The organism is Paenarthrobacter sp. NyZ202, assembly GCF_049860755.1.
Lineage (GTDB): Bacteria > Actinomycetota > Actinomycetes > Actinomycetales > Micrococcaceae > Arthrobacter.
The window spans coordinates 1,005,282-1,026,377 of sequence record NZ_CP187556.1; the positions used below are offsets into that span (position 1 = coordinate 1,005,282).

The 21,096-nt window shown below is 63.2% G+C and carries 19 protein-coding genes and 1 riboswitch; of the genes, 15 read left to right on the forward strand and 4 right to left on the reverse strand.

All coding sequences use genetic code 11. The annotated features are described in order from the left end of the window. The first annotated feature begins 4 nt into the window (after positions 1 to 4). On the forward strand, positions 5 to 280 hold the full coding sequence (csrA, locus tag ACPFL9_RS04855) for a carbon storage regulator CsrA (RefSeq protein ID WP_426006141.1): 276 nt from the start codon (positions 5 to 7) through the stop codon (positions 278 to 280). Here csrA and ACPFL9_RS04860 read toward each other — a convergent pair. Beyond that, complete coding sequence (locus tag ACPFL9_RS04860; RefSeq protein WP_426006142.1) at positions 251 to 748, reverse strand: flagellar protein FlgN; 498 nt, start codon at positions 746 to 748, stop codon at positions 251 to 253. The two genes, csrA and ACPFL9_RS04860, sit on opposite strands and share 30 nt — an antisense overlap. Before the next feature lie 223 nt (positions 749 to 971). On the opposite strand from ACPFL9_RS04860, the gene ACPFL9_RS04865 reads away from it, so the two are divergent. After that, a complete protein-coding gene (locus ACPFL9_RS04865; RefSeq protein ID WP_426006143.1) occupies positions 972 to 1,787 on the forward strand; it encodes a sigma-70 family RNA polymerase sigma factor in 816 nt (271 codons plus the stop codon). A 69-nt stretch (positions 1,788 to 1,856) separates the two neighbouring features. Here the strand turns inward: ACPFL9_RS04865 and ACPFL9_RS04870 are convergent, their stop codons facing one another. Then, positions 1,857 to 3,407 carry an MFS transporter gene (locus ACPFL9_RS04870; protein ID WP_426006144.1) on the reverse strand — a complete coding sequence of 517 codons (1,551 nt, stop codon included), beginning with the start codon at positions 3,405 to 3,407 and terminating at the stop codon, positions 1,857 to 1,859. Between the two features lie 74 nt (positions 3,408 to 3,481). Here ACPFL9_RS04870 and ACPFL9_RS04875 point away from each other — a divergent pair, with 74 nt between their 5' ends. The 9 genes from ACPFL9_RS04875 to ACPFL9_RS04915 all read left to right on the forward strand — a co-directional run bounded on the left by ACPFL9_RS04875 (position 3,482) and on the right by ACPFL9_RS04915 (position 15,482). Continuing rightward, entirely contained in the window at positions 3,482 to 4,021 is a 540-nt protein-coding gene (locus ACPFL9_RS04875; protein WP_426006145.1) for a TetR/AcrR family transcriptional regulator, read from the forward strand. A gap of 94 nt (positions 4,022 to 4,115) precedes the next feature. Further along, positions 4,116 to 4,212, forward strand: a riboswitch (glycine riboswitch). Positions 4,213 to 4,393: 181 nt separating this feature from the next. Continuing rightward, positions 4,394 to 7,240, forward strand: coding sequence for an aminomethyl-transferring glycine dehydrogenase (gene gcvP, locus ACPFL9_RS04880; protein ID WP_426006146.1), 2,847 nt, complete (start codon positions 4,394 to 4,396; stop codon positions 7,238 to 7,240). An 11-nt stretch (positions 7,241 to 7,251) separates the two neighbouring features. Next, a complete protein-coding gene (gcvT, locus tag ACPFL9_RS04885) occupies positions 7,252 to 8,385 on the forward strand; it encodes a glycine cleavage system aminomethyltransferase GcvT (protein WP_426006147.1) in 1,134 nt (377 codons plus the stop codon). 54 nt (positions 8,386 to 8,439) lie between these two features. Then, positions 8,440 to 8,826 (forward strand): glycine cleavage system protein GcvH, encoded by a 387-nt coding sequence (gene gcvH / locus ACPFL9_RS04890; RefSeq protein ID WP_426006148.1) that lies wholly within the window; start codon positions 8,440 to 8,442, stop codon positions 8,824 to 8,826. A 202-nt stretch (positions 8,827 to 9,028) separates the two neighbouring features. Beyond that, positions 9,029 to 10,441: an L-serine ammonia-lyase gene (locus tag ACPFL9_RS04895; protein ID WP_426006149.1), complete on the forward strand. Its 1,413-nt coding sequence runs from the start codon at positions 9,029 to 9,031 to the stop codon at positions 10,439 to 10,441. A 38-nt stretch (positions 10,442 to 10,479) separates the two neighbouring features. Next, positions 10,480 to 11,301 carry a DNA/RNA non-specific endonuclease gene (locus ACPFL9_RS04900; protein ID WP_426006150.1) on the forward strand — a complete coding sequence of 274 codons (822 nt, stop codon included), beginning with the start codon at positions 10,480 to 10,482 and terminating at the stop codon, positions 11,299 to 11,301. Between the two features lie 169 nt (positions 11,302 to 11,470). Beyond that, entirely contained in the window at positions 11,471 to 12,559 is a 1,089-nt protein-coding gene (locus tag ACPFL9_RS04905; protein ID WP_426006151.1) for a lipid II:glycine glycyltransferase FemX, read from the forward strand. 96 nt (positions 12,560 to 12,655) lie between these two features. After that, complete coding sequence (locus ACPFL9_RS04910) at positions 12,656 to 13,975, forward strand: peptidoglycan bridge formation glycyltransferase FemA/FemB family protein (RefSeq protein WP_426006152.1); 1,320 nt, start codon at positions 12,656 to 12,658, stop codon at positions 13,973 to 13,975. A gap of 19 nt (positions 13,976 to 13,994) precedes the next feature. Beyond that, the gene (locus tag ACPFL9_RS04915; protein WP_426006153.1) at positions 13,995 to 15,482 is read left to right on the forward strand and encodes a threonine/serine ThrE exporter family protein; all 1,488 of its coding nucleotides are present in this window, start codon (positions 13,995 to 13,997) and stop codon (positions 15,480 to 15,482) included. A 6-nt stretch (positions 15,483 to 15,488) separates the two neighbouring features. On the opposite strand, the gene ACPFL9_RS04920 is transcribed toward ACPFL9_RS04915, so the two are convergent. Further along, positions 15,489 to 16,328, reverse strand: coding sequence for a siderophore-interacting protein (locus tag ACPFL9_RS04920; RefSeq protein WP_426006154.1), 840 nt, complete (start codon positions 16,326 to 16,328; stop codon positions 15,489 to 15,491). Between the two features lie 486 nt (positions 16,329 to 16,814). Beyond that, positions 16,815 to 17,582, reverse strand: coding sequence for a uracil-DNA glycosylase (locus ACPFL9_RS04925; RefSeq protein WP_426006155.1), 768 nt, complete (start codon positions 17,580 to 17,582; stop codon positions 16,815 to 16,817). Between the two features lie 108 nt (positions 17,583 to 17,690). Between ACPFL9_RS04925 and ACPFL9_RS04930 the strand changes: the two genes are divergently transcribed. The 4 genes from ACPFL9_RS04930 (at position 17,691) to groL (ending at position 20,987) form a co-directional block, all read left to right on the forward strand. Next, positions 17,691 to 18,026 carry a DUF3263 domain-containing protein gene (locus ACPFL9_RS04930; protein ID WP_426006156.1) on the forward strand — a complete coding sequence of 112 codons (336 nt, stop codon included), beginning with the start codon at positions 17,691 to 17,693 and terminating at the stop codon, positions 18,024 to 18,026. A gap of 48 nt (positions 18,027 to 18,074) precedes the next feature. After that, complete coding sequence (locus ACPFL9_RS04935) at positions 18,075 to 18,695, forward strand: LytR C-terminal domain-containing protein (RefSeq protein WP_426006157.1); 621 nt, start codon at positions 18,075 to 18,077, stop codon at positions 18,693 to 18,695. Positions 18,696 to 18,850: 155 nt separating this feature from the next. After that, positions 18,851 to 19,054: a cold-shock protein gene (locus tag ACPFL9_RS04940; RefSeq protein ID WP_426006158.1), complete on the forward strand. Its 204-nt coding sequence runs from the start codon at positions 18,851 to 18,853 to the stop codon at positions 19,052 to 19,054. A gap of 307 nt (positions 19,055 to 19,361) precedes the next feature. Further along, complete coding sequence (gene groL / locus ACPFL9_RS04945; RefSeq protein WP_426006159.1) at positions 19,362 to 20,987, forward strand: chaperonin GroEL; 1,626 nt, start codon at positions 19,362 to 19,364, stop codon at positions 20,985 to 20,987. Positions 20,988 to 21,096 lie beyond the last annotated feature (109 nt).

Consider the following 21,096-nt stretch of genomic DNA (forward strand, 5'->3'; position numbering starts at 1 on the left):
GAGCATGTTGGTACTGACGCGCAAGCCGGGCGAGAAAATCATGATCGGCGACGACATTGTCATCACCGTCATGGAGGGCCGGGGTGATGGCGTGCGCATCGGCATCGAGGCGCCCCGGGGTGTTTCCATCCAGCGCAGCGAGGTGGTGGAGGCGATCGCGGCCGCCAACCTCGCCGCAGCCCAGGCGGGACCCGACGCCGAACAGCTCCTGGCCGGCCTCCAACCCCCAGCCGCCCGCAAGGACGTCCCGTCAGGCAGGCCCGAGGAAATCGCGCAGTGACGGAAGAGATGCCGCGCTAACCGCAGCAAGCGCCCGGCCAACATTGGCCTGCACGGCAAGGTCCGCGAGTTCGTCCGGGCCGGGAGCCCCGGGCGGCGGCCCGGCCTGAAGGGCTGCCGCATTGTCCGAGGCCGCGTTGTCGATCTTTGCCTGTAATTCCGCCATGCCCTGCAGATGCTCGCCCAAAAGTCCCGGCCACGGTCCAGGCGGCGCTGCAGATACCAGGCCGGGCAAAGTGGTGTGGTGGGGAGCCTTCCATTCGGCCGACAAAGAGGCGGCCTCCACGCCGCGGGCAAGGGACTCGAAACGGAGGTTTTCCAGAACCTTTTCAAGTTCGGTGGCAGTGAAATTCAACCGGTGCCAGTTGCCTGCCCGGAGATGCAGGAGCTGTGTTTCCAGGAGAAAAAGCAGGAAATCCAGTTGCCTTCGCTCACGCCACAGCGTTGCCGACAGTTCGTCCGCCCCCACGGTTCCCCAATCATTTATTGCAAAGCCTGAATGACGATTTAGCAGGCTTTTTGGTTTCTTGTGTCGAGCGTACACGCAGAGTCGTTTTCAGGTGATATGTTCACTGAACACGTACCTGGACGAAGTCCTGAAACGTCGCCGTGATTGGTCTCCCGGCGCCGGTGGAACAGCTGTTCAGGGTCCGTTGCAACTCAATAATCCGGTCTCATGGGGGGACTTACATTTGAATCGCGAACAGCGCAACGAGCTGGTGTTGCAGCACCTTCCGCTCGTTGGTTACCTGGTCTCTGACCTTTGCGCGCGTGCGTCACATTTATCGCGCGACGATTTTGCTTCCGTGGGGTCGTTGGCCCTTATTGCGTCCGCTGATTCTTTTGATCCGGATCTCGGTGTTCCTTTTGGTGCCTTTGCGCGCCGTCGGATCATCGGTGCCTTTGCTGACGAGATGCGGGCCAGCGACTGGGCCACCCGTTCGGCCCGGAAGCGCATCAAGGAAACCATGGCCGTCCAGGAAACCCTCACCGGCGTGCTGGGGCGTACTCCTACGGTGCCGGAGTTGGCCTCTGCCTTGGGCGTGGAACGCAGCCATGTGGAAGCTGCCCTGGCCGATGCCGCCCGGACGCTCAGTTCGCTGGACGAGGTGGTGGCAGATACCGTGGCCTCCGGCGCTCCGTCCCCTGAACACTCTGTCCTCGCGGACGAGCGCATCAAGTATCTGCGGGCCGCCGTCGACTCCCTTCCGGAGAAGATGCGCTTCGTGATCCAGGAGATCTACCTTGCCGGCCGTTCCGTGAAGGACCTTGCCGAGGAACTCGGTTCGACCCACGCCGCAGTGTCGCAGCAGCGGGCCGAGGGCATCCGCCTCATGCGCGACGGCCTGGCAGCCCATTACGCGGACAACCCCGACCAGCCCTTTGAACCTGAATCCCGAATCACCGCCCGGCGACGCAATGACTACCTGGCTGCGCTGGCCACGGCGACCACCGGAGGGATCACCCGGGGCCTGGGCCTTGGGTCCTCGCTCAATCAAGCCGTCTAGCAGCAGGCAGCAGGAAGCCCGGGCCGTGGGATGGCCCGGGCTTCCTGCTGCGACTGCCTGGAGGCGCCTTTAGCGCGCCTTGGGCACCCTGCGGAGTACGACGGCGGCAAGCACTGCCGCTCCAGCCATCAGTACCAGCCCGATCGCCGCCGTGATGTGGACGCCGGATTCGAAGGCGACCCGGGCGGCCAAGGTGAGGGCATCAGACAAGGGTGCCGGGAGAGCCGCGGCTGCATCCACGGCTCCGGCCAGTGTCTCCCCGGAGTTTCCGGCGGCTTGGCTGGACAGGCCTTCGGGCAGGACGAGGTTGTGCTGGTAAGACGCCGTCAGGATGGAACCGAGCACTGCGGTGCCCAGCAGGGATCCAAGTTCATAGCCCGTTTCGGAGATGGCGGATGCGGCTCCGGATTTGTCGGCCGGGACGGAGGACAGGATCAGGTCATTGGAGATTGTTTCCGCTGCTCCCACGCCAACGGCAAGGATGGTCAGGGCGGACAGCAGGAACACCGGCCCGTGTCCGTGGTCTCTCACCACAACCACCAGGTAGCCCACGGCACTGAAACTCAGGCCGGCGGCGACCACGAATCCAGGCCTGATCCGTTTGACCAGCGGCACCACCAACAGTCCGGCAACAATCGTGGCGAGCAGGGCCGGAATCATGGCGATGCCCGCTTCCATGGGGGACTGCCCCTCCACCAACTGCAGGTGCTGGGCGAAGAAGTAGATGAACCCGGTCATGGAGAACAGTGACAGGACGTTGGCCACGATCGCCGTGCTGAACACCTTGTTGCCGAAGAGGCGGACATCCAGCATGGGGTTCTCCAACAGGCGCTGCCTCCGGACGAACACTGTGCCCATGACCAGGCCAAAGACCATGAATGCCAGGGCGGTCGCCCCGAAGCCATGGACGGCGGATTCCTTGATGCCATAGACGAACGGCGCCATGGTCAGGATGGACAGCGCAATGCTGGGCACGTCCACCCGGCCGGGATTGGCGTCCTTGGACTCGGGGATGAGCGTGGTGCCGAGAGCGAGCAAGGGAAGCAGCAGGAAGGTCGCCACGAGGAACACGGCACCCCACCAGAAGTGCTCCACCAGCCAGCCACCAAAGATGGGGCCCAGCGCAGCGCCTCCGGAGAAGCCGGCGGCCCACACCGCGATGGCGAGCCTGCGGCGGTTGGGATCCGTGAAGATGTTCCGGATCAAGGAGAGGGTGGAGGGCATCAGCATGGCGCCGAAGACGCCCAGGGCGGCGCGGCCGGCAATCAGCCACTCGGCGGACGGCGCGAAGGCTGTAGCAGCCGACACCGCCGCGAAGCCCGTGCTGCCGATCATGAGCAGCCGCCGTCGTCCGATCCTGTCGCCGAGGTTGCCCATGGAGACCAGCAGGGCGGCCAGGACCAGCGGGTAGGAGTCCACGATCCAGAGCAACTGGACACCGCCAACTTCCAGGGACCGGGCGATTTCCGGAAGAGCAAAGGTGAGGGCGGTGTTGTCGACGGCGACCAGCAGCACCGGGACCATCAGCAGGGCCAGTGCTGCCCAGTCGCGCCACGGTGCCCGGTCCTGCGCGGACTGCTGGCGGACAGGGGTTGCTGGGGTCGAAGACTGGGTGAACATGGTAATAACTGTACCGTCTGGACGGTATAGTTTCAACTTCGGAATGCCCACAGCAATAGGGGATGATGGAACCCATGCCACGAAAACCAGTAGCCAAGGACTCGGTCCTGGATGCCTTCGAAGCCCTCCTGATCGAGGTCGGCGAACGGGCCGCCACGCTCGACGCCGTAGCCAAGCGCGCCGGTGTCTCCAAGGGCGGGCTGCTCTACCACTTTCCCAACAAGGAGGCGCTGATCGCGGCGCTGTTGGAACGCCTCGACAATCTCGCGCAGGAAGACATAGAACAGATGAAAGCTGCTCCCGATGGAGCGGCTGCCTACTTCATCCGCTCTTCGTTGTGGGCGGGGACGCCCATGGACCGGGCCTTCGTGGCGGCGACCCGGTTGGCGGAGGTCGCCCATGAGGAAACACGACGGCGGTTCGCCGGTATCCAGCAACAGTGGCTGGATGTCCTGGCTGAGGATGTGGGGCCCGACGTGGCCAAGGCTGTCAGCTACATGGGGGATGGGTTGTACTTTAACGCGATGTTCGAGGGCGGCCAGGAGACGGGCGACGGCAGGCGGGAGGCCGACGTCGGGATTCTCCTGAAGGTGCTGGAGCGCCTGCGGGCATAGGCCGCCTGCACCATTTGCGGCGGCGCCCGCCGCGTAGGAGAATTAAGCCTTGTGGCGCGCCTTCCCAGCGCCCACAGACAACTGAACAAGCCTTTGATCTGCGGCGGGAGAGTCCTGCAGTACGTGATGCAGGCGCCGTAGGAGCAAACCCTCCCCAGGAATCTCTCAGGCCCATGCACCGCCGCGGCGAGGCAACTCTGGAAAGCAGCAGGCAGGAACGCGTCACCACCGGCGCGGCTTACCGTGCTCACCGACGGTGCAAGCGATCGTTGTGCAGACAACGCGCGGAAACTCTCAGGTCCAATACAGAGCGGGGAGGAACCCGAGTAGCTGCGGCGTACCCACGCGCCGCCCAAGTATTGGAGTTCCTTCGTGACGGTTAGTTCTGCCTCCACCACCTTCGTTGACCGGCATATCGGTGCCCGCCGCCAAGCCGACGTTGAAACCATGCTGAAGTCTGTCGGATACGACTCCGTCGATTCGCTCGTTGACACCGCGGTTCCCAACGACATCCGTCAGGACGTGGCGCTGACCCTCCAGAACGCCCTTTCCGAGGTTGAGGTCCTGGCTGAACTCCGCAAGCTGGCCGCCAAGAACAAGACGGCCGTACAGATGATCGGCCAGGGCTACTACGACACCATTACCCCGCCGGTGATCCGCCGCAATATCCTCGAGTCCCCTGCCTGGTACACCGCTTACACCCCGTACCAGCCCGAGATCTCCCAGGGCCGTCTTGAGGCACTTCTGAACTTCCAGACCATGGTCCAGGACCTTGTTGGCCTGCCGATCGCCAACGCGTCCTTGTTGGATGAAGCCACCGCCGTGGCCGAAGCCGTCCTCATGATGCGCAGGGCCAACAAGAACAAGGCTGCCCAGGATGGCAAGACCGTCCTGGACGCCGACTGCCTGCCGCAGACCATCGCGATCGTGAAGGGCCGTGCCGAGGCCCTCGGTTTCGAGGTTGAGGTCGCTGATCTTTCCCTCGGCCTCCCGGAAGGTGCCATCAACGGCGTCGTCCTCCAGCAGCCGGGCGTTTCCGGCCGAGTCTTCGACCACTCCGCCGTGATCGCCGCGGCGAAAGAGCGGGGCGCGTTGATCACCGTCGCAGCCGATCTTCTCTCGCTCACCCTCATCACTCCTCCCGGCGAGCAGGGCGCCGATATCGCCGTGGGTTCCGCCCAGCGACTGGGCGTGCCGCTGTTCTTCGGCGGCCCGCACGCCGCCTACATGGCCGTCCAGAAGGGCTTGGAGCGTTCCATGCCGGGCCGTCTGGTGGGCGTTTCCAAGGACGACGCCGGTGTCCCCGCCTACCGCCTGGCGCTGCAGACCCGTGAGCAGCACATCCGCCGCGAGAAGGCCACGTCCAACATCTGTACCGCGCAGGCATTGCTCGCGATCGTCGCTTCGATGTACGCGGTCTACCACGGTCCCGAGGGCTTGAAGGCAATCGCCGAGACCGCGCACAACCACGCCCGGACCCTGGCAGCCTCCCTGAAGGCCGCCGGCGTCGAGGTCCTGCACGGTTCGTTCTTCGACACCATCACGGTCCGCGTACCGGGCCGCAGCGCCGAGCTCGTCGCTGCCGCAGAGGCCCGCGGCATCAACCTGCGCGGCGTCGACGCGGACACTGTGGGTATCTCGGTTGACGAAACCACTACAGCCGACATCGTCGGCGGTGTCCTTGAAGTGTTCGGCGCCCCGGTACTTGAGTCCGTGGAGGGTTTCGCGCTCGAAGCTTCCGTTGAGCGCTCCAGCGATTACCTGCAGCACCCGGTGTTCAACACGCACCGCTCCGAGACCCAGCTCCTGCGCTACATCCGCAAGCTCTCCGACCGCGACCTCGCGCTGGACCGGACCATGATCCCGTTGGGTTCATGCACCATGAAGCTGAACGCCACCGCTGAGATGGAAGCCATCTCCTGGCCCGAGTTCGCCTCGATCCACCCGTTCGCCCCGGACTCCCAGACCGCCGGCTGGCGTGAGCTGATCGCTGACCTTGAAGCCCAGCTCACCGAAATCACGGGCTACGACCAGGTCTCCATCCAGCCGAACGCCGGTTCCCAGGGTGAGCTTGCAGGCTTGCTCGCGATCCGCGGCTACCACCACTCCCGCGGAGACCAGCAGCGCAACGTCTGCCTGATCCCCGCATCGGCCCACGGCACCAACGCCGCCTCCGCTGTGCTGGCCGGCATGAAGGTCGTGGTCGTGGCCACGGCTCCCGATGGAACCATCGACCACGCTGACCTGGCTGCGAAGATCGAAGCCAACCGTGACGTTCTCTCGGCCATCATGATCACCTACCCGTCCACGCACGGTGTGTATGACGCCGACGTCCGGGAAGTGTGCGACGCAGTCCACGAAGCCGGCGGACAGGTGTATATCGACGGCGCCAACCTGAACGCGTTGGTTGGCTTGGCGCAGCCGGGCAAGTTCGGCGGCGACGTGTCCCACCTGAACCTGCACAAGACCTTCTGCATCCCGCACGGCGGCGGCGGACCCGGCGTTGGCCCGGTTGCTGCCAAGGCACACCTCGCGCCGTTCATGCCGGGGGATGCTGCCTCCTGGACCGAAGGTAACGATGTCCCGATCTCGGCATCCCGCTTCGGCTCGGCCGGTGTGCTCCCGATTTCCTGGGCGTACGTGAAGCTCATGGGGGGCCAGGGCCTCACTGAAGCCACGAAGTCGGCACTGCTGGCGGCGAACTACATCGCAGCACGCCTCAACGATTACTTCCCGGTCCTCTACACCGGCGAAGCCGGCCTGGTGGCCCACGAGTGCATCCTGGACCTGCGCGAACTGACGGCCAAGACGGGCGTCACCGCGGAAGACGTGGCCAAGCGCCTCATCGATTTCGGCTTCCACGCGCCCACGCTGGCCTTCCCGGTTGCCGGCACCCTCATGGTGGAGCCCACGGAGTCTGAGGACCTCGTGGAGATCGACCGCTTCATCGAAGCCATGATCACCATCCGCAAGGAAATCGACCAGGTGGCCCACGGCGACTTCTCCGTGCAGGATTCCCCGCTTCGCCGCGCACCCCACACGGCAGCCGCCGTCGTAAGTTCCGATTGGGACCGCGCCTACCCGCGTGAGCAGGCTGCTTTCCCGGTCCACCACCTGAAGCAGGACAAGTATTTCCCGCCGGTGGGACGCATCGACGGTGCAGCGGGCGACCGCAACCTGGTGTGCTCCTGCCCGCCAATCGAAGCGTTCGAGAACTAAGGGGAACGGCAATGACTGAGAAGCACACAGCCCTCTACGAAGAGCACAAGAAGCTCGGCGCGTCTTTCACGGACTTCGGTGGGTGGCAGATGCCGCTTAAGTACACCTCCGAGCTCGCTGAACACCACGCCGTCCGGAAGTCCGCCGGCCTGTTCGACCTCTCCCACATGGGCGAAGTTTGGGTCACCGGACCGCAGGCAGCAGAGTTTTTGGATTACGCCTTGGTGGGCAAGATCTCCGCCATGGCCGACGGAAAAGCCAAGTACTCCCTGATCTGCCAGGAAGACGGCGGGATCATCGACGACCTGATTGTGTACCGTCGTGGTGCCGATAAATTCCTGGTGGTGCCGAACGCCGGCAATGCCTTTGTGGTCGCATCTGAACTGCTGCAGCGCGCCGCGGGCTTTGATGTCGTGGTCGAGGATGCTTCATCGTCGACGTCGTTGATCGCCGTTCAGGGGCCGCTTGCGGAAGCGATCCTGCTGCGCCTGGTTCCGGCCGAGCAGCACTCGCTGGTCACGGACCTGAAGTACTACGCCGCAGTCGAGGTGACTTTCCTGGTGGCCGGCTCCGGACAGGACCTGCTGCTGGCACGCACCGGCTACACCGGCGAAGACGGCTTCGAGATCTTCGTCCCCAACGAATCCGCCGCCGCGCTGTGGCAGGCGATTTCGGCTGTTGCGGAGGATGGTGAACTGGTTCCGGCAGGCCTTGCATCGCGCGACTCCCTGCGCCTCGAGGCCGGCATGCCCCTGTACGGCAACGAGCTCTCCCGCGAAGGTAATCCGTTCGCTGCCGGACTTGGGCCCGTTGTGGCGCTGTCCAAGGAAGGCGACTTTGTTGGCAAGGAAGCACTCGCTGCTTTGAAGGCTGACGGTGCGGGCGTGTCTTCCGGCCGCAAGCTTGTTGGCCTCAAGGGCCTGGGCCGCCGTGCCGGCCGTTCGCACTACCCGGTAGTGAAGGACGGCGCCGTGGTGGGCGAAGTGACCTCCGGACAGCCGAGCCCGACGCTCGGGTACCCTGTGGTCCTCGCTTATGTGGACGTTGCTTTGGCCGAGCCCGGGACTGCTGTGGATGTAGACCTTCGCGGGAAGCCCGAGCCGTTCGAAGTCGTCGCATTGCCGTTCTACAAGCGCCAAAAGTAGTTAGGCAGGCCCGAGCCTGTCATAGTTTTTGATCAACCACAGTTAGGAAACAGAATGCCCAAAGTAGCGCCTGAACTTCAGTACTCCGACGAGCACGAGTGGGTCCTGCGTGGGGAGGGAAACTCGGTGTCTGTTGGCATCTCCGAGGTTGCCACCGACGCGCTGGGTGACATCGTGTACGTCGACCTGCCCGAGGTCGGTTCCACCGTGACTGCAGGCGAGACGTGTGGCGAGGTTGAGTCCACCAAGTCCGTCTCAGACCTGTACTCGCCCGTCACCGGTGAGGTCACGGAGATCAACGACGCCGTTGTGTCCGACCCCGCACTCATCAACAACGATCCCTACGGCCAGGGATGGCTGTTCAAGGTCGCTGCCGAGTCTGACGGCCCGCTGCTGTCGGCAGAGGAATACGCCTCCAAGAACGGCGGAGACCTGGGTTAAGCCGCCCGTTCCGAAGGGCACCACCGTCGCTGGCAGGCGTAGCGTGGACTTGTAGTAACTCAATAAAATTGCGACGCCGGATTGCCGCCTTTGGGGGCCATCCGGCGTCGTACTTCGGTCGTCTTCCGCCACAAGCGGTAGCGGCCATCCGGCAGGACCATCTGCCGGACCGTTTTCAAGCTGTATAAAAGGGATCCCGGCTATGGCTGTTGGTGTTTTCGATCTGTTCTCCGTGGGCATTGGCCCGTCGAGCTCGCATACTGTGGGGCCGATGCGTGCCGGGGCGGTGTTCGCCGGCGAGTTGAAGGACGAGGGGGTTCTGGGCTCGGTGGCTTCGTTGCGGGTTGATTTGTATGGTTCGTTGGCGGCGACGGGGCGTGGCCACGGAACCATGACAGCAACGTTGCTGGGTTTGGAGGGCTACCACCCTGAGCTGATCCTCCCCGAGGAAGTGGAGGAGCGGCTTGCCGCGATCGCTGAGACGGGTGTTTTGAATCTGGCCGGTGCTTCCGGTGACGGTGTCCAGTTGCCGTATGCGGTGGAGGATATGGTGTTGCATCCGTTGACGGTGTTGCCGCGGCATACGAACGGGATGAAGTTTGCTGTTTCTGATGCTGAGGGGAACGTGCTGAGGGAGGCGACGTTTTTCTCGGTGGGTGGTGGGTTCATTGTCCGTGAGGGCGAGGAAGACGCGGCGCAGCAGGAACTCGAGGAGTCGAAGCAGGAGTTGCCGTTGCCGTTCCGGACGGCGGCGGAGTTGTTGGGCCGGTGTTCTTCGAAGGGTTTGCGGATCAGCGACATCATGTTGATCAATGAGCGGGCGTCCCGGTCCGAGGAGGAGATCCGGGAAGGGCTCTTGCATATCTGGTCTGTGATGGAGGCCTGCGTTGAGACCAGTCTGAAGCGTGAGGGTGTGCTGCCGGGCGGTTTGCGGGTGAAGCGTCGTGCGCCTGATTGGTTGGAGCGGTTGTTGAAGGAGGACAAGGACCGCAACGATCCGAAGTATTGGCAGGAGTGGGTGAACCTGATCGCCCTGGCAGTGAATGAGGAGAACGCGTCCGGTGGGCGGGTGGTGACGGCTCCGACCAATGGTGCGGCGGGGATTATCCCGGCGGTGCTGTATTACGCGTTGCACTACGCCCCGGGGATGGATCAGGCCAGCCAGTCGGACCGGGATGATGTGGTGGTGCGGTTCCTGCTTGCTGCCGGTGCGGTGGGGGTGTTGTACAAGGAGCAGGCTTCGATTTCCGGTGCTGAGGTGGGGTGCCAGGGTGAGGTGGGGTCGGCGTCGTCGATGGCTGCTGCGGGGTTGGCTGAGGTGATGGGTGGTTCCCCGGCTCAGGTGGAGAACGCGGCGGAGATCGCGATGGAACATAACCTGGGCTTGACGTGTGATCCGATCGGCGGGTTGGTGCAGATTCCGTGTATTGAGCGGAACGCGATTGCTGCGGCGAAGGCGATCAACGCCGCCAAGATGGCGTTGTGGGGTGATGGCACGCACCGGGTCTCCCTGGACGAGGTCATCGTCACGATGCGCGAGACCGGCAAGGACATGTCCCACAAGTACAAGGAAACCGCGATGGGCGGCCTCGCCGTCAACGTCGTCGAATGCTGAGTCTGTTCGCTGTCGGTGCCTAGTGCCATGCTGTATGCATGAGCGGGGGATATGACCGGGATTTCTTGCGGGCACGCCTGGAGCTGCCCAGTCCGTCGGCAACGACTACTTTGTTGGACTACACGCACTTCTCCGTGCGCTTCCGGCCTGCCCGGAAGCTCGCGGCGATTGTTGGAGTCAACATCAGCGGCAGGGAACTGAATCCTTTGGCCCGGGAGGGCACGTGGCATTTTGACGAGCGCATACCCCGGGAGCAGCAGGCAGGCCCGGACGTCTACAAGAACAACGCCTTCGATCGGGGACATCTGGTGCGGCGGCTCGATCCGGTGTGGGGCGATGCTGCTACGGCCAAGAAAGCGAATCAGGACACTTTCGCATTCACCAATGCAGCACCCCAAGTGGATGACTTCAACCAAGGCAAGGAACTTTGGGTAGGGCTGGAAGACCATGTGCTGGGCCACGCCGACGCGCACGACGCCAAGCTCAGCGTGTTCACCGGGCCGGTCTTTGCCGACGACGATTCCGAATACAGGGGCGTGAAGATCCCCAAAAGATTCTGGAAAATCGCAGCTTGGACCAACGATGGAACGCTCGGCGCTGCCGGCTTCGTGCTGGACCAGTCGCCACTGTTGGGCAAGGTTGAGTTGAAAAAGGCTCTGACGCAGCGCCTCCTGGAGGGAGAACCGCCACCCCTTGGTCCGTTCAGGACTTTCCAGGTTCCTGTCGGTGAGATCGCAGACCTGACCGGGCTGAGCCTGAGCCGGCTGACCAACGCCGATCGGCTCGCCAGCGGGATGCGGGAATTGGGGAAAGCCCCCAAGGCCATCCAATTGGAGAGCATGGAACAGATCCGGCTCTGACCCGGATGATCGCCTGGCTCTGGGCTCTCCCAAGAAGCATCACTGATGTGCGCCGGAGCGCCGCTATCCGGGAATCGGGTCATATACCCATGCCCGATAGACTTGATTCTGCATGTCCGCATGCGCACTATGCCTGAACACCGCTTGAACCCTGCACTGAACCCTGAGATTGGACACGGCCACCTTGCGAGAATTTACTGCCCGCTTTGCCACCGCCGAGGAAATCGATAACTGGGACAAGCACGTCACTGCCAACCCGAACGGCGGCAACATGCTGCAGTCGGACGCCTATGCTGCAGTGAAGGACGGGAACGGCTGGCTGGTCCGCCGGCTCGTCATCGAGACCGCCGGATACTCCAGCTACAACCTGCTGCTGGAGAAGAAGTTTCCTGTCCTGGGACGCCTCTGGTACCTGATCAAGGGCCCCGATGCCGAGTCAGTCGAGGACATCAAGCCGATGCTGGACGCCGTCGCCACCTTGGCCAGGGAACAGAAGCTGAACGTCTTCGCCCTCAAGATAGAGCCCGACGTCGTGGAGTCACCTGAAGTGACTGCGCAACTGAAGGCGTCCGGCCTGGTTAAGGCCCCCAACATCCAGTCGAACGACTTCACAGCTGTTCTGGACATCTCTGCGCCCGCCAACGAGGTGCTGCGGAGCATCTCGTCGAGGGCCCGCAACGCCGTCCGCCGCGCAGAGCGCGAGGGCTGCGAGGTAATACAGGAGGAAGCCGGCACAGCCAGTTACAAGAAGCTCTATGCCCTGATGCAGAACACCGTGAACGCCAAGGGCGCCATGCCCTTGCGCAGCTACGACTATTACGCCAAATTCTGGGGAGAGTTCAGCAGCCGCGGCCAAGGGCACTTCTTCTTCGTCTACGAGGACGGCCAGCCGAGCGTGGGTGCCTTCGTGATCAACTACGGTTCCAAAGCCACCTACAAGGACGGCGGCTCAACCCAGAACCGCAAGCAGTACGGTGACTCCCACCTGACGCAGTGGGCAGCCATCCAGCGCATGCAGGAACTGGGTTGTGTGGAGTACGACTTCTGCGGCACACCCCCTTCTGCAAGCATCAAGGACAAGTCCCATCCGTTGTACGGACTGGGATCCTTTAAAACCAGCTTCACCAAGACCGTCACGGACTTCGTGGGCTGCTACGACCTCGTTCTGGGACCTGTCCGGTACAAACTGTGGCTCAAAGGTGCGGAGAAAGTCTTCCGCCGACTCGAAACCATGCGCACCGGTGGACAGTTCTACTAGACCGCAACCCGACGCACGGCCCGCCCCGGCCACCAACGGGTGCACATCCAACAAGATGAGGTATTTTCTTTGACTCCGATCGAGGCTGGAACCGACATGGAATTCGTAATTCTCAGTGACGCTGATTTCGAGACCTTCGCCAAGGGACACCCACAAGCGAGCTTCATCCAATCCATGGACCTCACCCGTTTCCAGAGAGCGCGCGGTCAGGAAGTGGAGCTCTTCGGCGTCACCCGCGGCGGCAGCCTCATTGCCGCCGGAAAGCTCGTCTACACCGCTAACCGTCTCGGCTACAAGGTTGCTGAGTGCGCCAAGGGACCACTGATGGACTACAGCGACGCCGCAGCGGTGAGGCCCGTCGTCGAGCTTCTGAAGAAGCACGCAGCCTCCCGGAAAGCGGCGGAGCTGCGCATCTCGCCCAACGTCAAGTACCTCGCACGCGACGAGGACGGCGCGGAGCACCCGGAGGTCGAAGACAACCGGCCGCTTCTTAAGGAACTTGAAGGTCTCGGGTTCAAGCACCAGGGCTTCGACATGAACTTCGCCAACATCAACTGGATGTTCATCAAGACCCTGGACGGTGTCGCGGACTCCGAAGAGCTCATCATGGGCATGAACTACCGCACCCGGAAGGCCATCCGAAAAGCGGAGAAGAACGGCGTCTACCTGGAGCAGGCCACGCTGGAAACGCTGGACGATTTCTACAATGCCCTGAAGACCGCGGGTGATGAGAAGGGCTTCACGTACCGGGAACGGGAGTACTACGAGCAACTGCTCCGCAACACCTCCGATGAGTTCACCAAGCTCATGATGGCCAAGATCAACATTCCGGAGTACCGCCGTTCCATCACGGAGCGTCTGGAAGCGGAGTCCAAGACCCTCACCGAGCTGAAGCGCGAGGTCGAAGAGACCGGCAGCAAGAAGAAAGCCAATCGCGTCAAGGTTGTCCAGGACCTTGTGGACAGCTATGAACGCAGCCTCAAGGACATTGAGCGCTTCCCGGATTCCGTTGGCGTGGCAACAGTCGCCGCCATCCACTTTGCGTGCTCCGGTGATGAACTCACGTGCGTCATCGGTGGAACCGTGCAGGACTACATCTACTTCAACGGTGCAACGTCCCTCTACTGGGGCATGATGTTGCACGCCCTGAACAACGGCTATTCGCGCTACAACTTCTACGGAACGTTCGGTATCCAGGGGCAGGACGAGACCGGGCACGGCGGATACGAATTCAAGAAGGGCTTCGGCGGCGAAGTCGTCCAGTTGATCGGCGACTTTGTTATGCCGGTGAGCCCGGTCAAATACACCGCGTACCGCACGGTCAGGAAGCTCGCAGGAGCTGCCCAGACCGTTCTGGGAAACTTGCGGAAGCCGGAGCAATTGCCGGTGATCGGAAAGTTCCTCAGGAAGAACTGATGCAAAGGAGGAATGCTGCGTGACTGAACGCCCGGAGGGCAACGGCGGCAGGCCTCACACGGACGGCTTGCCCAAGACCCAACCGCTGCGCCCATCGCAGGTTCGGCAGAACGCCAACGCCAAGCGCATGCTGATGCGGCTGGTCCAGGGGGACAGCCCGCCTACCGCGCCCATGAACATCGTGGACCGGCTGGCAGGCAGCCCCTACGCCAACCCCACCATCCAGGTTGCCGGAGTCGATGCCTCTGCCCGCAAGACGATCGACTTCGCCCTGCACCTGGCGGAGGCGATGTTCCGCTACGGCGCAGGAGCGCTCGAAGTCGAAACCAGCATGATCGCCGTGACGGCCGCCTTGGGGCTGAAGAACGTTGAGGTGGACATCACCAACCAGTCGGTGGCCATCAACTATGCGCCAAAGGACCAAACGCCCATCACCCTGATCCGGGTGGTGCGGTCCTGGACCAACAACTACGCCGGCCTGGCGCAGGTCCACCAACTGGTCACGGACATCGTGGCCGGGGGAGTGGGGCGCGATGAAGCCGTGCGTCGCCTCAACGAGATCACCCGCAGTGCCAAGCCGTTCCCGCGCTGGATGGTCACGGTGGCTTTCGGCGTCTTCGCCGCCGTCTTCGTCGGTGTGTTGGGTGGCGGCCCGGGAGCCTCTGCCCTCGCTTTCGCCTCCAATCTTCTGATCAGTCTGGTGGCCCGGCAGTTGGGACGCTGGCGCACCCCGGACTTCTTCGTCACCATGTCGTGCTCGTTCCTGGTCACGTTCATTGCCTTGATGCTGAGGTGGGCAGGTGCTGACATTGCCCCATCAATCGTCGTAGCCGGCGGCATCCTGCTGTTGCTTCCAACCGGACGACTCGTCTCGTCGGTCCAGGACGCCATCAACGGCTTCCCGGTCACCGCGGCCGGACGATTCCTCTCCACGTTGCTGACCTTCGGTGCGATCGTGGCGGGCATCGCCGTTGCTGTCGTGACCGGAACGCTGATGGGCAGCGAAGTTCTGGATGTCACCAACACGTTCCCGCCCGCATATCCATTGTGGGGACAGGCGATCCTGATCGCCGTGGCGGTTGCCGCGATCGGTATCACCGAACAAACGCAGATGCGGCTTTTACTCCCGACGGCGGCAGTCGGCTTGGTGGGCTTCTTCGTCTTGTGGGGGGCTGGCGAGCTCGGCCTCGGCGACCGTTTGGCGCCTGCCATCTCGGCTGTCGTCATTGGACTGCTGGGCAGGGTGGTCGCCCTGAAGCTGGGTGCCCCGCAATTGGTGGTCGCCGTTCCGGCGGCGCTGATCCTGCTGCCCGGGCTGACCATTTTCCGCTCGATGTACCTTCTGACCACCGAGGAGTCGGATATCCTCCTGGGTGCCGGCGGCATGCTGAATGCCACGGCCATTGTCCTGGGCGTTGCCGCCGGCATTGTCCTGGGCGACAACCTCGCCCGGCCCCTGACCAAGGGCCTGTCCAGCAACGAGCGGCGACGGGTACGGCGCCGCTAGATCCTGCTAGATCTTGCCGATGGCGAGCTTCTTCTCGGCCTGGAACACTTCCTCCACGCGACCCTGCGCCCAATAACCGGACAGGGAAACCTGGGAGCGTTCCAGGCCGTGCTGCACAAAGAGGACCTCGCGCAGGCCCTTCATGTAGCCACGCTCGCCGTGTGCGAACACATCCACCCGTCCGGGCAGCCACTCAAGCGTCCGCAGGGCATTGAGGAGGAGGTCGCTGGATCCGGCCTGTACCCCGTTGCGTTGCAGCCAGTGCACCTCCACACCTGCCGGTGCCTGGATGGGGAGAACGTCATCCGTGCTGTCCACTTCCAGGAAAGCGTAGCCACGTGCCGTCGGAGCCAGGGCCTCAATGGACGCTGCGATGGCGGGGATGGCGGCGTCGTCGCCGGCGAACAGGTACCAGTCTGCCTCGGGTGCCGGATTGTAGGCACCACCCGGGCCGGTGAAAATCAGTGAGTCGCCCGGCTTCGCAGCCGCAGCCCAGGGTCCGGCAAGGCCTTCATCGCCGTGAACCACGAAGTCGATCGCCAACTCCTGCGCCTCGGGATCAACCCAGCGGATCGTGTAGGTGCGGGTGTGCGGCCACTGTTCACGCGGCATGGAGTCGCGGATTTCCCAGAGGTCCAGGGGAAGTTGGTAGTCCACGCCCGGCTGGGGAAAGACGATCTTGACGTAACGGTCCACGAACGCGTTGTTCGTGTAATCGCTGAAGCCCGGGCCTCCCGCTACGATCCGCACCATGTGGGGTGAAAGCCGTTCTGTTCGCAGGACGGTCAGATTGACCTGCGGACGCGTGTTTCGGTTGGCTGACGATGTGACGGGAAGGGCAGTCATATAGGTAAGCCTAAGCTAATCAGCTGGAGGCGGGCTGGGTATGAGTCGAACGTTACATCCCCACCCGACCCTCTCTCACCTAAACACCGATTTCTGCGGATGCTCTCTCACCTAAACACCGGTTTCCGGGGATGCTCTCTCACCTCACCTCCCCGTCCCGCGCCGCCGCACCCATTTCCGCCTCACGCGTCCGGTGTTAGGGGTGCACGCGGCGGAAAAGGGCGCGGCCCGAAGTCGTCTGGGGTGCACGCGGCGGAAAAGGGCGCGGCCCGAAGTCGTCTGGGGTGCACGCGGCGGAAAAGGGCGCGGTCCGAAGTCGTTACGGGTGCACGCGGCGGAGAAGGGCGCGGTCCGAGAATTGCGTCGGTGGCGTCGTCGAACCTTTACCTTTGGTTGGCTTTCACCCGCTGTCTCACCCATTCGCCACCACCCGAATCCACCGTTAGACGGACACTGATGGGATGTGAGAGAGGAGCCGCCAGGGGCTTAAAGGACCGGGAGCTCCCAATCGACTGGTTCGGCGCCTTGTTCCTTCAGCAGTTGATTGACCCTGCTGAAGGGCTTGGAGCCGAAGAATCCCCGCGAAGCAGACAACGGACTGGGGTGCGCGGACGCCACAATGGGCGCACCGTTCAACAACGGCCCGACACCCTCGGCGTCCTTCCCCCAGAGGACGGCCACCAGGGGGCTCCGGCGGCCCGCCGTGTCGGTGCGGTTGGCGACTGCGGTGACTGCCGCCGTCGTAATGGCCTCCCAGCCCTTGCCGCGATGCGAGCCTGCGCTGCCGGCGGCGACGCTGAGGACACGGTTCAGCAGCAGCACGCCTTGCTCGCTCCAGGCGGTGAGGTCGCCGTGGATCCGGGGCGGCAGGCCGAGGTCGTCGTGGAGTTCGCGGTAGATGTTGGCGAGGCTGCGGGGGATGGGCCTCGTCTGGCGCGACACCGAGAAGGAAAGCCCGACGGCGTGACCTGGCGTCGGGTACGGGTCCTGGCCCAGAATCAAAACCTTGACGTCCGCCAAAGGGGTGCGGAAGGCCCGAAGGAGGTTGCTGGCGGCCGGAAGGACCTGGACCCCGCCGGCTGCCTGCCCTGCAACGAACGCCAGCGCGCTGCGGAGCTCCTGCTCCACGGGGCGCAGGGCGTAGGCCCAATCGGCAGCCACCAGGCTTTCCAGCGGCAGATCCCGCAGGGCATCGAAACCCGGCCCGGAGGTGCCTGCAGGTTCAAGGTCGAAGAGTGCATGCTCGCCAGTCATCCAGCCATTGTCCATCGCTGTGCCCGGGGGCTGTGAATGACACCGTTGTTATTCACCCGTAACATGGGGGTGAGACATTTTCGCCAACCAGCGTCCAAGGAGTGTGCCATGGCAGAACCAGCACAGGAACCAATGGCGCAGCAGACCACCGGTTTTGCTCTTGATGACCTATCGGTGGGCGTCCGCAGCGATTCGCCCCTCAGTGAGCGGGACCAGCAGATGCTGGCCTTGGAGCGCCAGTGGTGGAAGTACGCCGGGGCCAAGGAACAAGCGGTCAGGGAGCTGTTCGACCTGTCCGCCACCCATTACTACCAGATCCTTAATGCGCTGATCGATACCGAGGAAGCGCTGGCCCACGATCCCATGCTGGTCAAGAGACTGCGTAGACTACGTACGTCCCGCCAACGCGCGCGGACAGCGCGCCGCTTGGGGTCCGACGCGTAAACCGCCAGGCTGACCGTCAGCAGCAACCAGCAAGGACAACGCTTCACCATGACCAAATTTGCCAAGGATGAATTCGACCGGGTTCCGCAAAACAGCACCCGGCAAGGCGTGCACCGCGATGCCCAGGAAACGTCCCGCCCTTCGCTCTGGCCGATCCTGACCGTCGGCGCCGTGGCCTTGGTGCTCGGCCTGGTTGCGTTCCTCATCCTTCCGCGCCTGGGACTGGTGGCACCCGGCGCTTCGTCCAGCGTTTCGACGCCGGCACCCCAGGAAACTTCTGCCGCACCTTCCGCTTCGCCGACTGAGTCTGGCAGTGCTCCCGTGGCTTCCGGAGAACCCACGCCCAACGAAACACCGTCCGACACTCCCTCCGCGACCCCCTCCGGTGCGCCCCTGGACAAGACCACGGCCGTTGCTGTGTACAACGGCACCTCCACGGCCGGCCTTGCCGGCCGCGTGGCCGGTTTGGTGCAAGGTGACGGTTGGGCACTTGGCACGGTGGGCAACTGGGGCGGCATTCCGCAGCAGGCATCAGTGATCTTCTACAACGCTCCCGGGCAAAAGGCCAATGCTGACGCGTTGGCCACGCTCCTGGGAATCACCAACGTGGTGGAGTCCCCGGATGTCCAGCAGCCCCTGGTGGTTGTTGTAGGCCCGGGCTACCAGTAGCACTTGCTGCCCATCGTTCCGGTTAAGCCTCAATAACAAAACAGCAGCCCCCGGCCCGCAGCGCAGCGCCACGACAGTGACTGTGGTTACAGTGGATTGATTCCGGTCCGGAGATCCCGGCCACCGGTCTTGGCTACTGTGAAAGTGTGGGCATCATGGCTTTGGGAACCGTGAAATGGTTCAACGCCGAAAAAGGGTACGGCTTCATCACTGTTGATGATTCCGGGGACGACGTCTTTGTACATTGGTCCGCTATCCAGATGGAAGGCTACCGGGCCCTCGAGGAAGGCCAGCGGGTGGAGTTCGAGCTCGGAGAAGGACAAAAGGGCCCCCAAGCGGAAAGTGTCCGCGTCGCCTGACAGTACCGCGCCTCCGCTCTTGGCTGAATACACGGAATTTTGCGGCTCTGGATGGCGCCCCTGCTTGCACTCTCCACGGTCGAGTGCTAATTATTGATTTAGCACTCCTTGGTGCTGACTGCTAACGGTGTACCGGCTTCGGCCGGCGCTCCCTGCAGTTGGTGCGGGGGAGGACCAAGAAACACCTTGGTGGGATGAGGTCCGGCGCGCGGGGCATACAGAGGCCGTAAGCAAAGGACCGTCCGTCGCGGGCATCCCATCCGACAGGTACCTTCTTAACGACTGTCCCGAAAGGACTACCGCCGTTATGGCCAAGATCATTGCATTTGATGAAGAGGCACGCCGCGGCCTCGAGCGGGGTCTGAACACCCTTGCTGACGCCGTCAAGGTTACCCTCGGCCCGCGTGGACGCAACGTCGTCCTCGAAAAGAAGTGGGGCGCCCCCACGATCACCAACGATGGCGTTTCCATCGCCAAGGAGATCGAGCTGGACGATCCTTACGAGAAGATCGGTGCGGAACTGGTCAAGGAAGTTGCCAAGAAGACGGACGACGTCGCTGGCGACGGTACCACCACCGCAACCGTCCTCGCCCAGGCACTGGTCAAGGAAGGCCTGCGCAACGTTGCAGCCGGCGCCGACCCGCTGTCCCTCAAGCGCGGCATCGAGAAGGCTGTTGACGCCGTCATCAGCGAACTCCTGGCCTCCGCCAAGGAAATCGAGACCAAGGAAGAGATCGCAGCCACGGCTTCCATCTCCGCCGGCGACCCGGAAATCGGCAGCCTGATCGCCGAAGCCCTGGACAAGGTGGGCAAGGAAGGCGTCATCACGGTCGAGGAATCCAACACCTTCGGGCTGGAACTCGAGCTCACCGAAGGCATGCGCTTCGACAAGGGTTACATCTCCGCTTACTTCGTCACCGATGCAGAGCGCCAGGAAACGGTCCTCGAAGACCCGTACATCCTGATCGTCAACTCCAAGATCTCCAACGTGAAGGAACTCGTTGCAGTTCTGGAGAAGGTCATGCAGTCCAACAAGCCGCTGCTGATCATCGCCGAAGACATCGAGGGCGAGGCTCTTGCCACCCTGATCGTCAACAAGATCCGTGGCACCTTCAAGTCCGTGGCCGTCAAGGCTCCGGGCTTCGGTGACCGCCGCAAGGCCCAGCTCGCCGACATCGCCATCCTCACCGGCGGCCAGGTCATCTCCGAAGAAGTTGGCCTCAAGCTGGAGAATGCCGGTCTGGAACTCCTCGGTACCGCCCGCAAGGTTGTTGTCACCAAGGATGAGACCACCATTGTTGAGGGTGCAGGCGACGCCGACCAGATCGCGGGCCGTGTTGCCCAGATCCGCGCCGAGATCGAGAACTCCGATTCCGACTACGACCGCGAGAAGCTGCAGGAGCGCCTGGCCAAGCTGGCCGGTGGCGTTGCAGTCATCAAGGCCGGTGCCGCAACCGAAGTTGAGCTCAAGGAACGCAAGCACCGCATTGAGGACGCAGTCCGCAACGCGAAGGCTGCAGTCGAGGAAGGCATTGTTGCCGGTGGTGGCGTTGCCCTCATCCAAGCCGGTGCCAAGGCATTCGCCAACCTGAGCCTCGAAAACGACGAAGCTACCGGTGCCAACATCGTCAAGGTTGCCATCGACGCTCCGCTCAAGCAGATCGCTTTCAACGCTGGCCTCGAGCCGGGCGTTGTTGCTGACAAGGTTCGTGGACTGCCTTCCGGCCACGGCCTGAACGCTGCAACGGGTGCCTACGAGGACCTGCTGGCCGCAGGCGTCAACGACCCCGTCAAGGTGACCCGCTCTGCACTCCAGAACGCTGCTTCCATCGCTGGTCTCTTCCTGACCACCGAGGCTGTTGTTGCTGACAAGCCTGAGAAGAACGCTCCGGCTCCGGGCGGCGACGAGATGGCAGGCATGGGCGGCTTCTAAGCCTCCTGTACTGCAGCGTCACGCTTAGCACGTACGACGGCGGTCCTCACCTTCGGGTGGGGGCCGCCGTTCTGCGTCCCATCCAAGTAGCAGTAGATGCCGTTTTGAG

Bases quoted from the DNA above. Each gene is read 5' to 3' on its own strand.
- csrA (WP_426006141.1), top strand. From the start codon at position 5: ATGTTGGTACTGACGCGCAAGCCGGGCGAGAAAATCATGATCGGCGAC.
- ACPFL9_RS04870 (WP_426006144.1), bottom strand. From the start codon at position 3,407: ATGTTCACCCAGTCTTCGACCCCAGCAACCCCTGTCCGCCAGCAGTCC.
- ACPFL9_RS04875 (WP_426006145.1), top strand. From the start codon at position 3,482: ATGCCACGAAAACCAGTAGCCAAGGACTCGGTCCTGGATGCCTTCGAA.
- gcvT (WP_426006147.1), top strand. From the start codon at position 7,252: ATGACTGAGAAGCACACAGCCCTCTACGAAGAGCACAAGAAGCTCGGC.
- gcvH (WP_426006148.1), top strand. From the start codon at position 8,440: ATGCCCAAAGTAGCGCCTGAACTTCAGTACTCCGACGAGCACGAGTGG.
- ACPFL9_RS04895 (WP_426006149.1), top strand. From the start codon at position 9,029: ATGGCTGTTGGTGTTTTCGATCTGTTCTCCGTGGGCATTGGCCCGTCG.
- ACPFL9_RS04900 (WP_426006150.1), top strand. From the start codon at position 10,480: ATGAGCGGGGGATATGACCGGGATTTCTTGCGGGCACGCCTGGAGCTG.
- ACPFL9_RS04910 (WP_426006152.1), top strand. From the start codon at position 12,656: ATGGAATTCGTAATTCTCAGTGACGCTGATTTCGAGACCTTCGCCAAG.
- ACPFL9_RS04920 (WP_426006154.1), bottom strand. From the start codon at position 16,328: ATGACTGCCCTTCCCGTCACATCGTCAGCCAACCGAAACACGCGTCCG.
- ACPFL9_RS04925 (WP_426006155.1), bottom strand. From the start codon at position 17,582: ATGACTGGCGAGCATGCACTCTTCGACCTTGAACCTGCAGGCACCTCC.
- ACPFL9_RS04930 (WP_426006156.1), top strand. From the start codon at position 17,691: ATGGCAGAACCAGCACAGGAACCAATGGCGCAGCAGACCACCGGTTTT.
- ACPFL9_RS04935 (WP_426006157.1), top strand. From the start codon at position 18,075: ATGACCAAATTTGCCAAGGATGAATTCGACCGGGTTCCGCAAAACAGC.
- ACPFL9_RS04940 (WP_426006158.1), top strand. From the start codon at position 18,851: ATGGCTTTGGGAACCGTGAAATGGTTCAACGCCGAAAAAGGGTACGGC.
- groL (WP_426006159.1), top strand. From the start codon at position 19,362: ATGGCCAAGATCATTGCATTTGATGAAGAGGCACGCCGCGGCCTCGAG.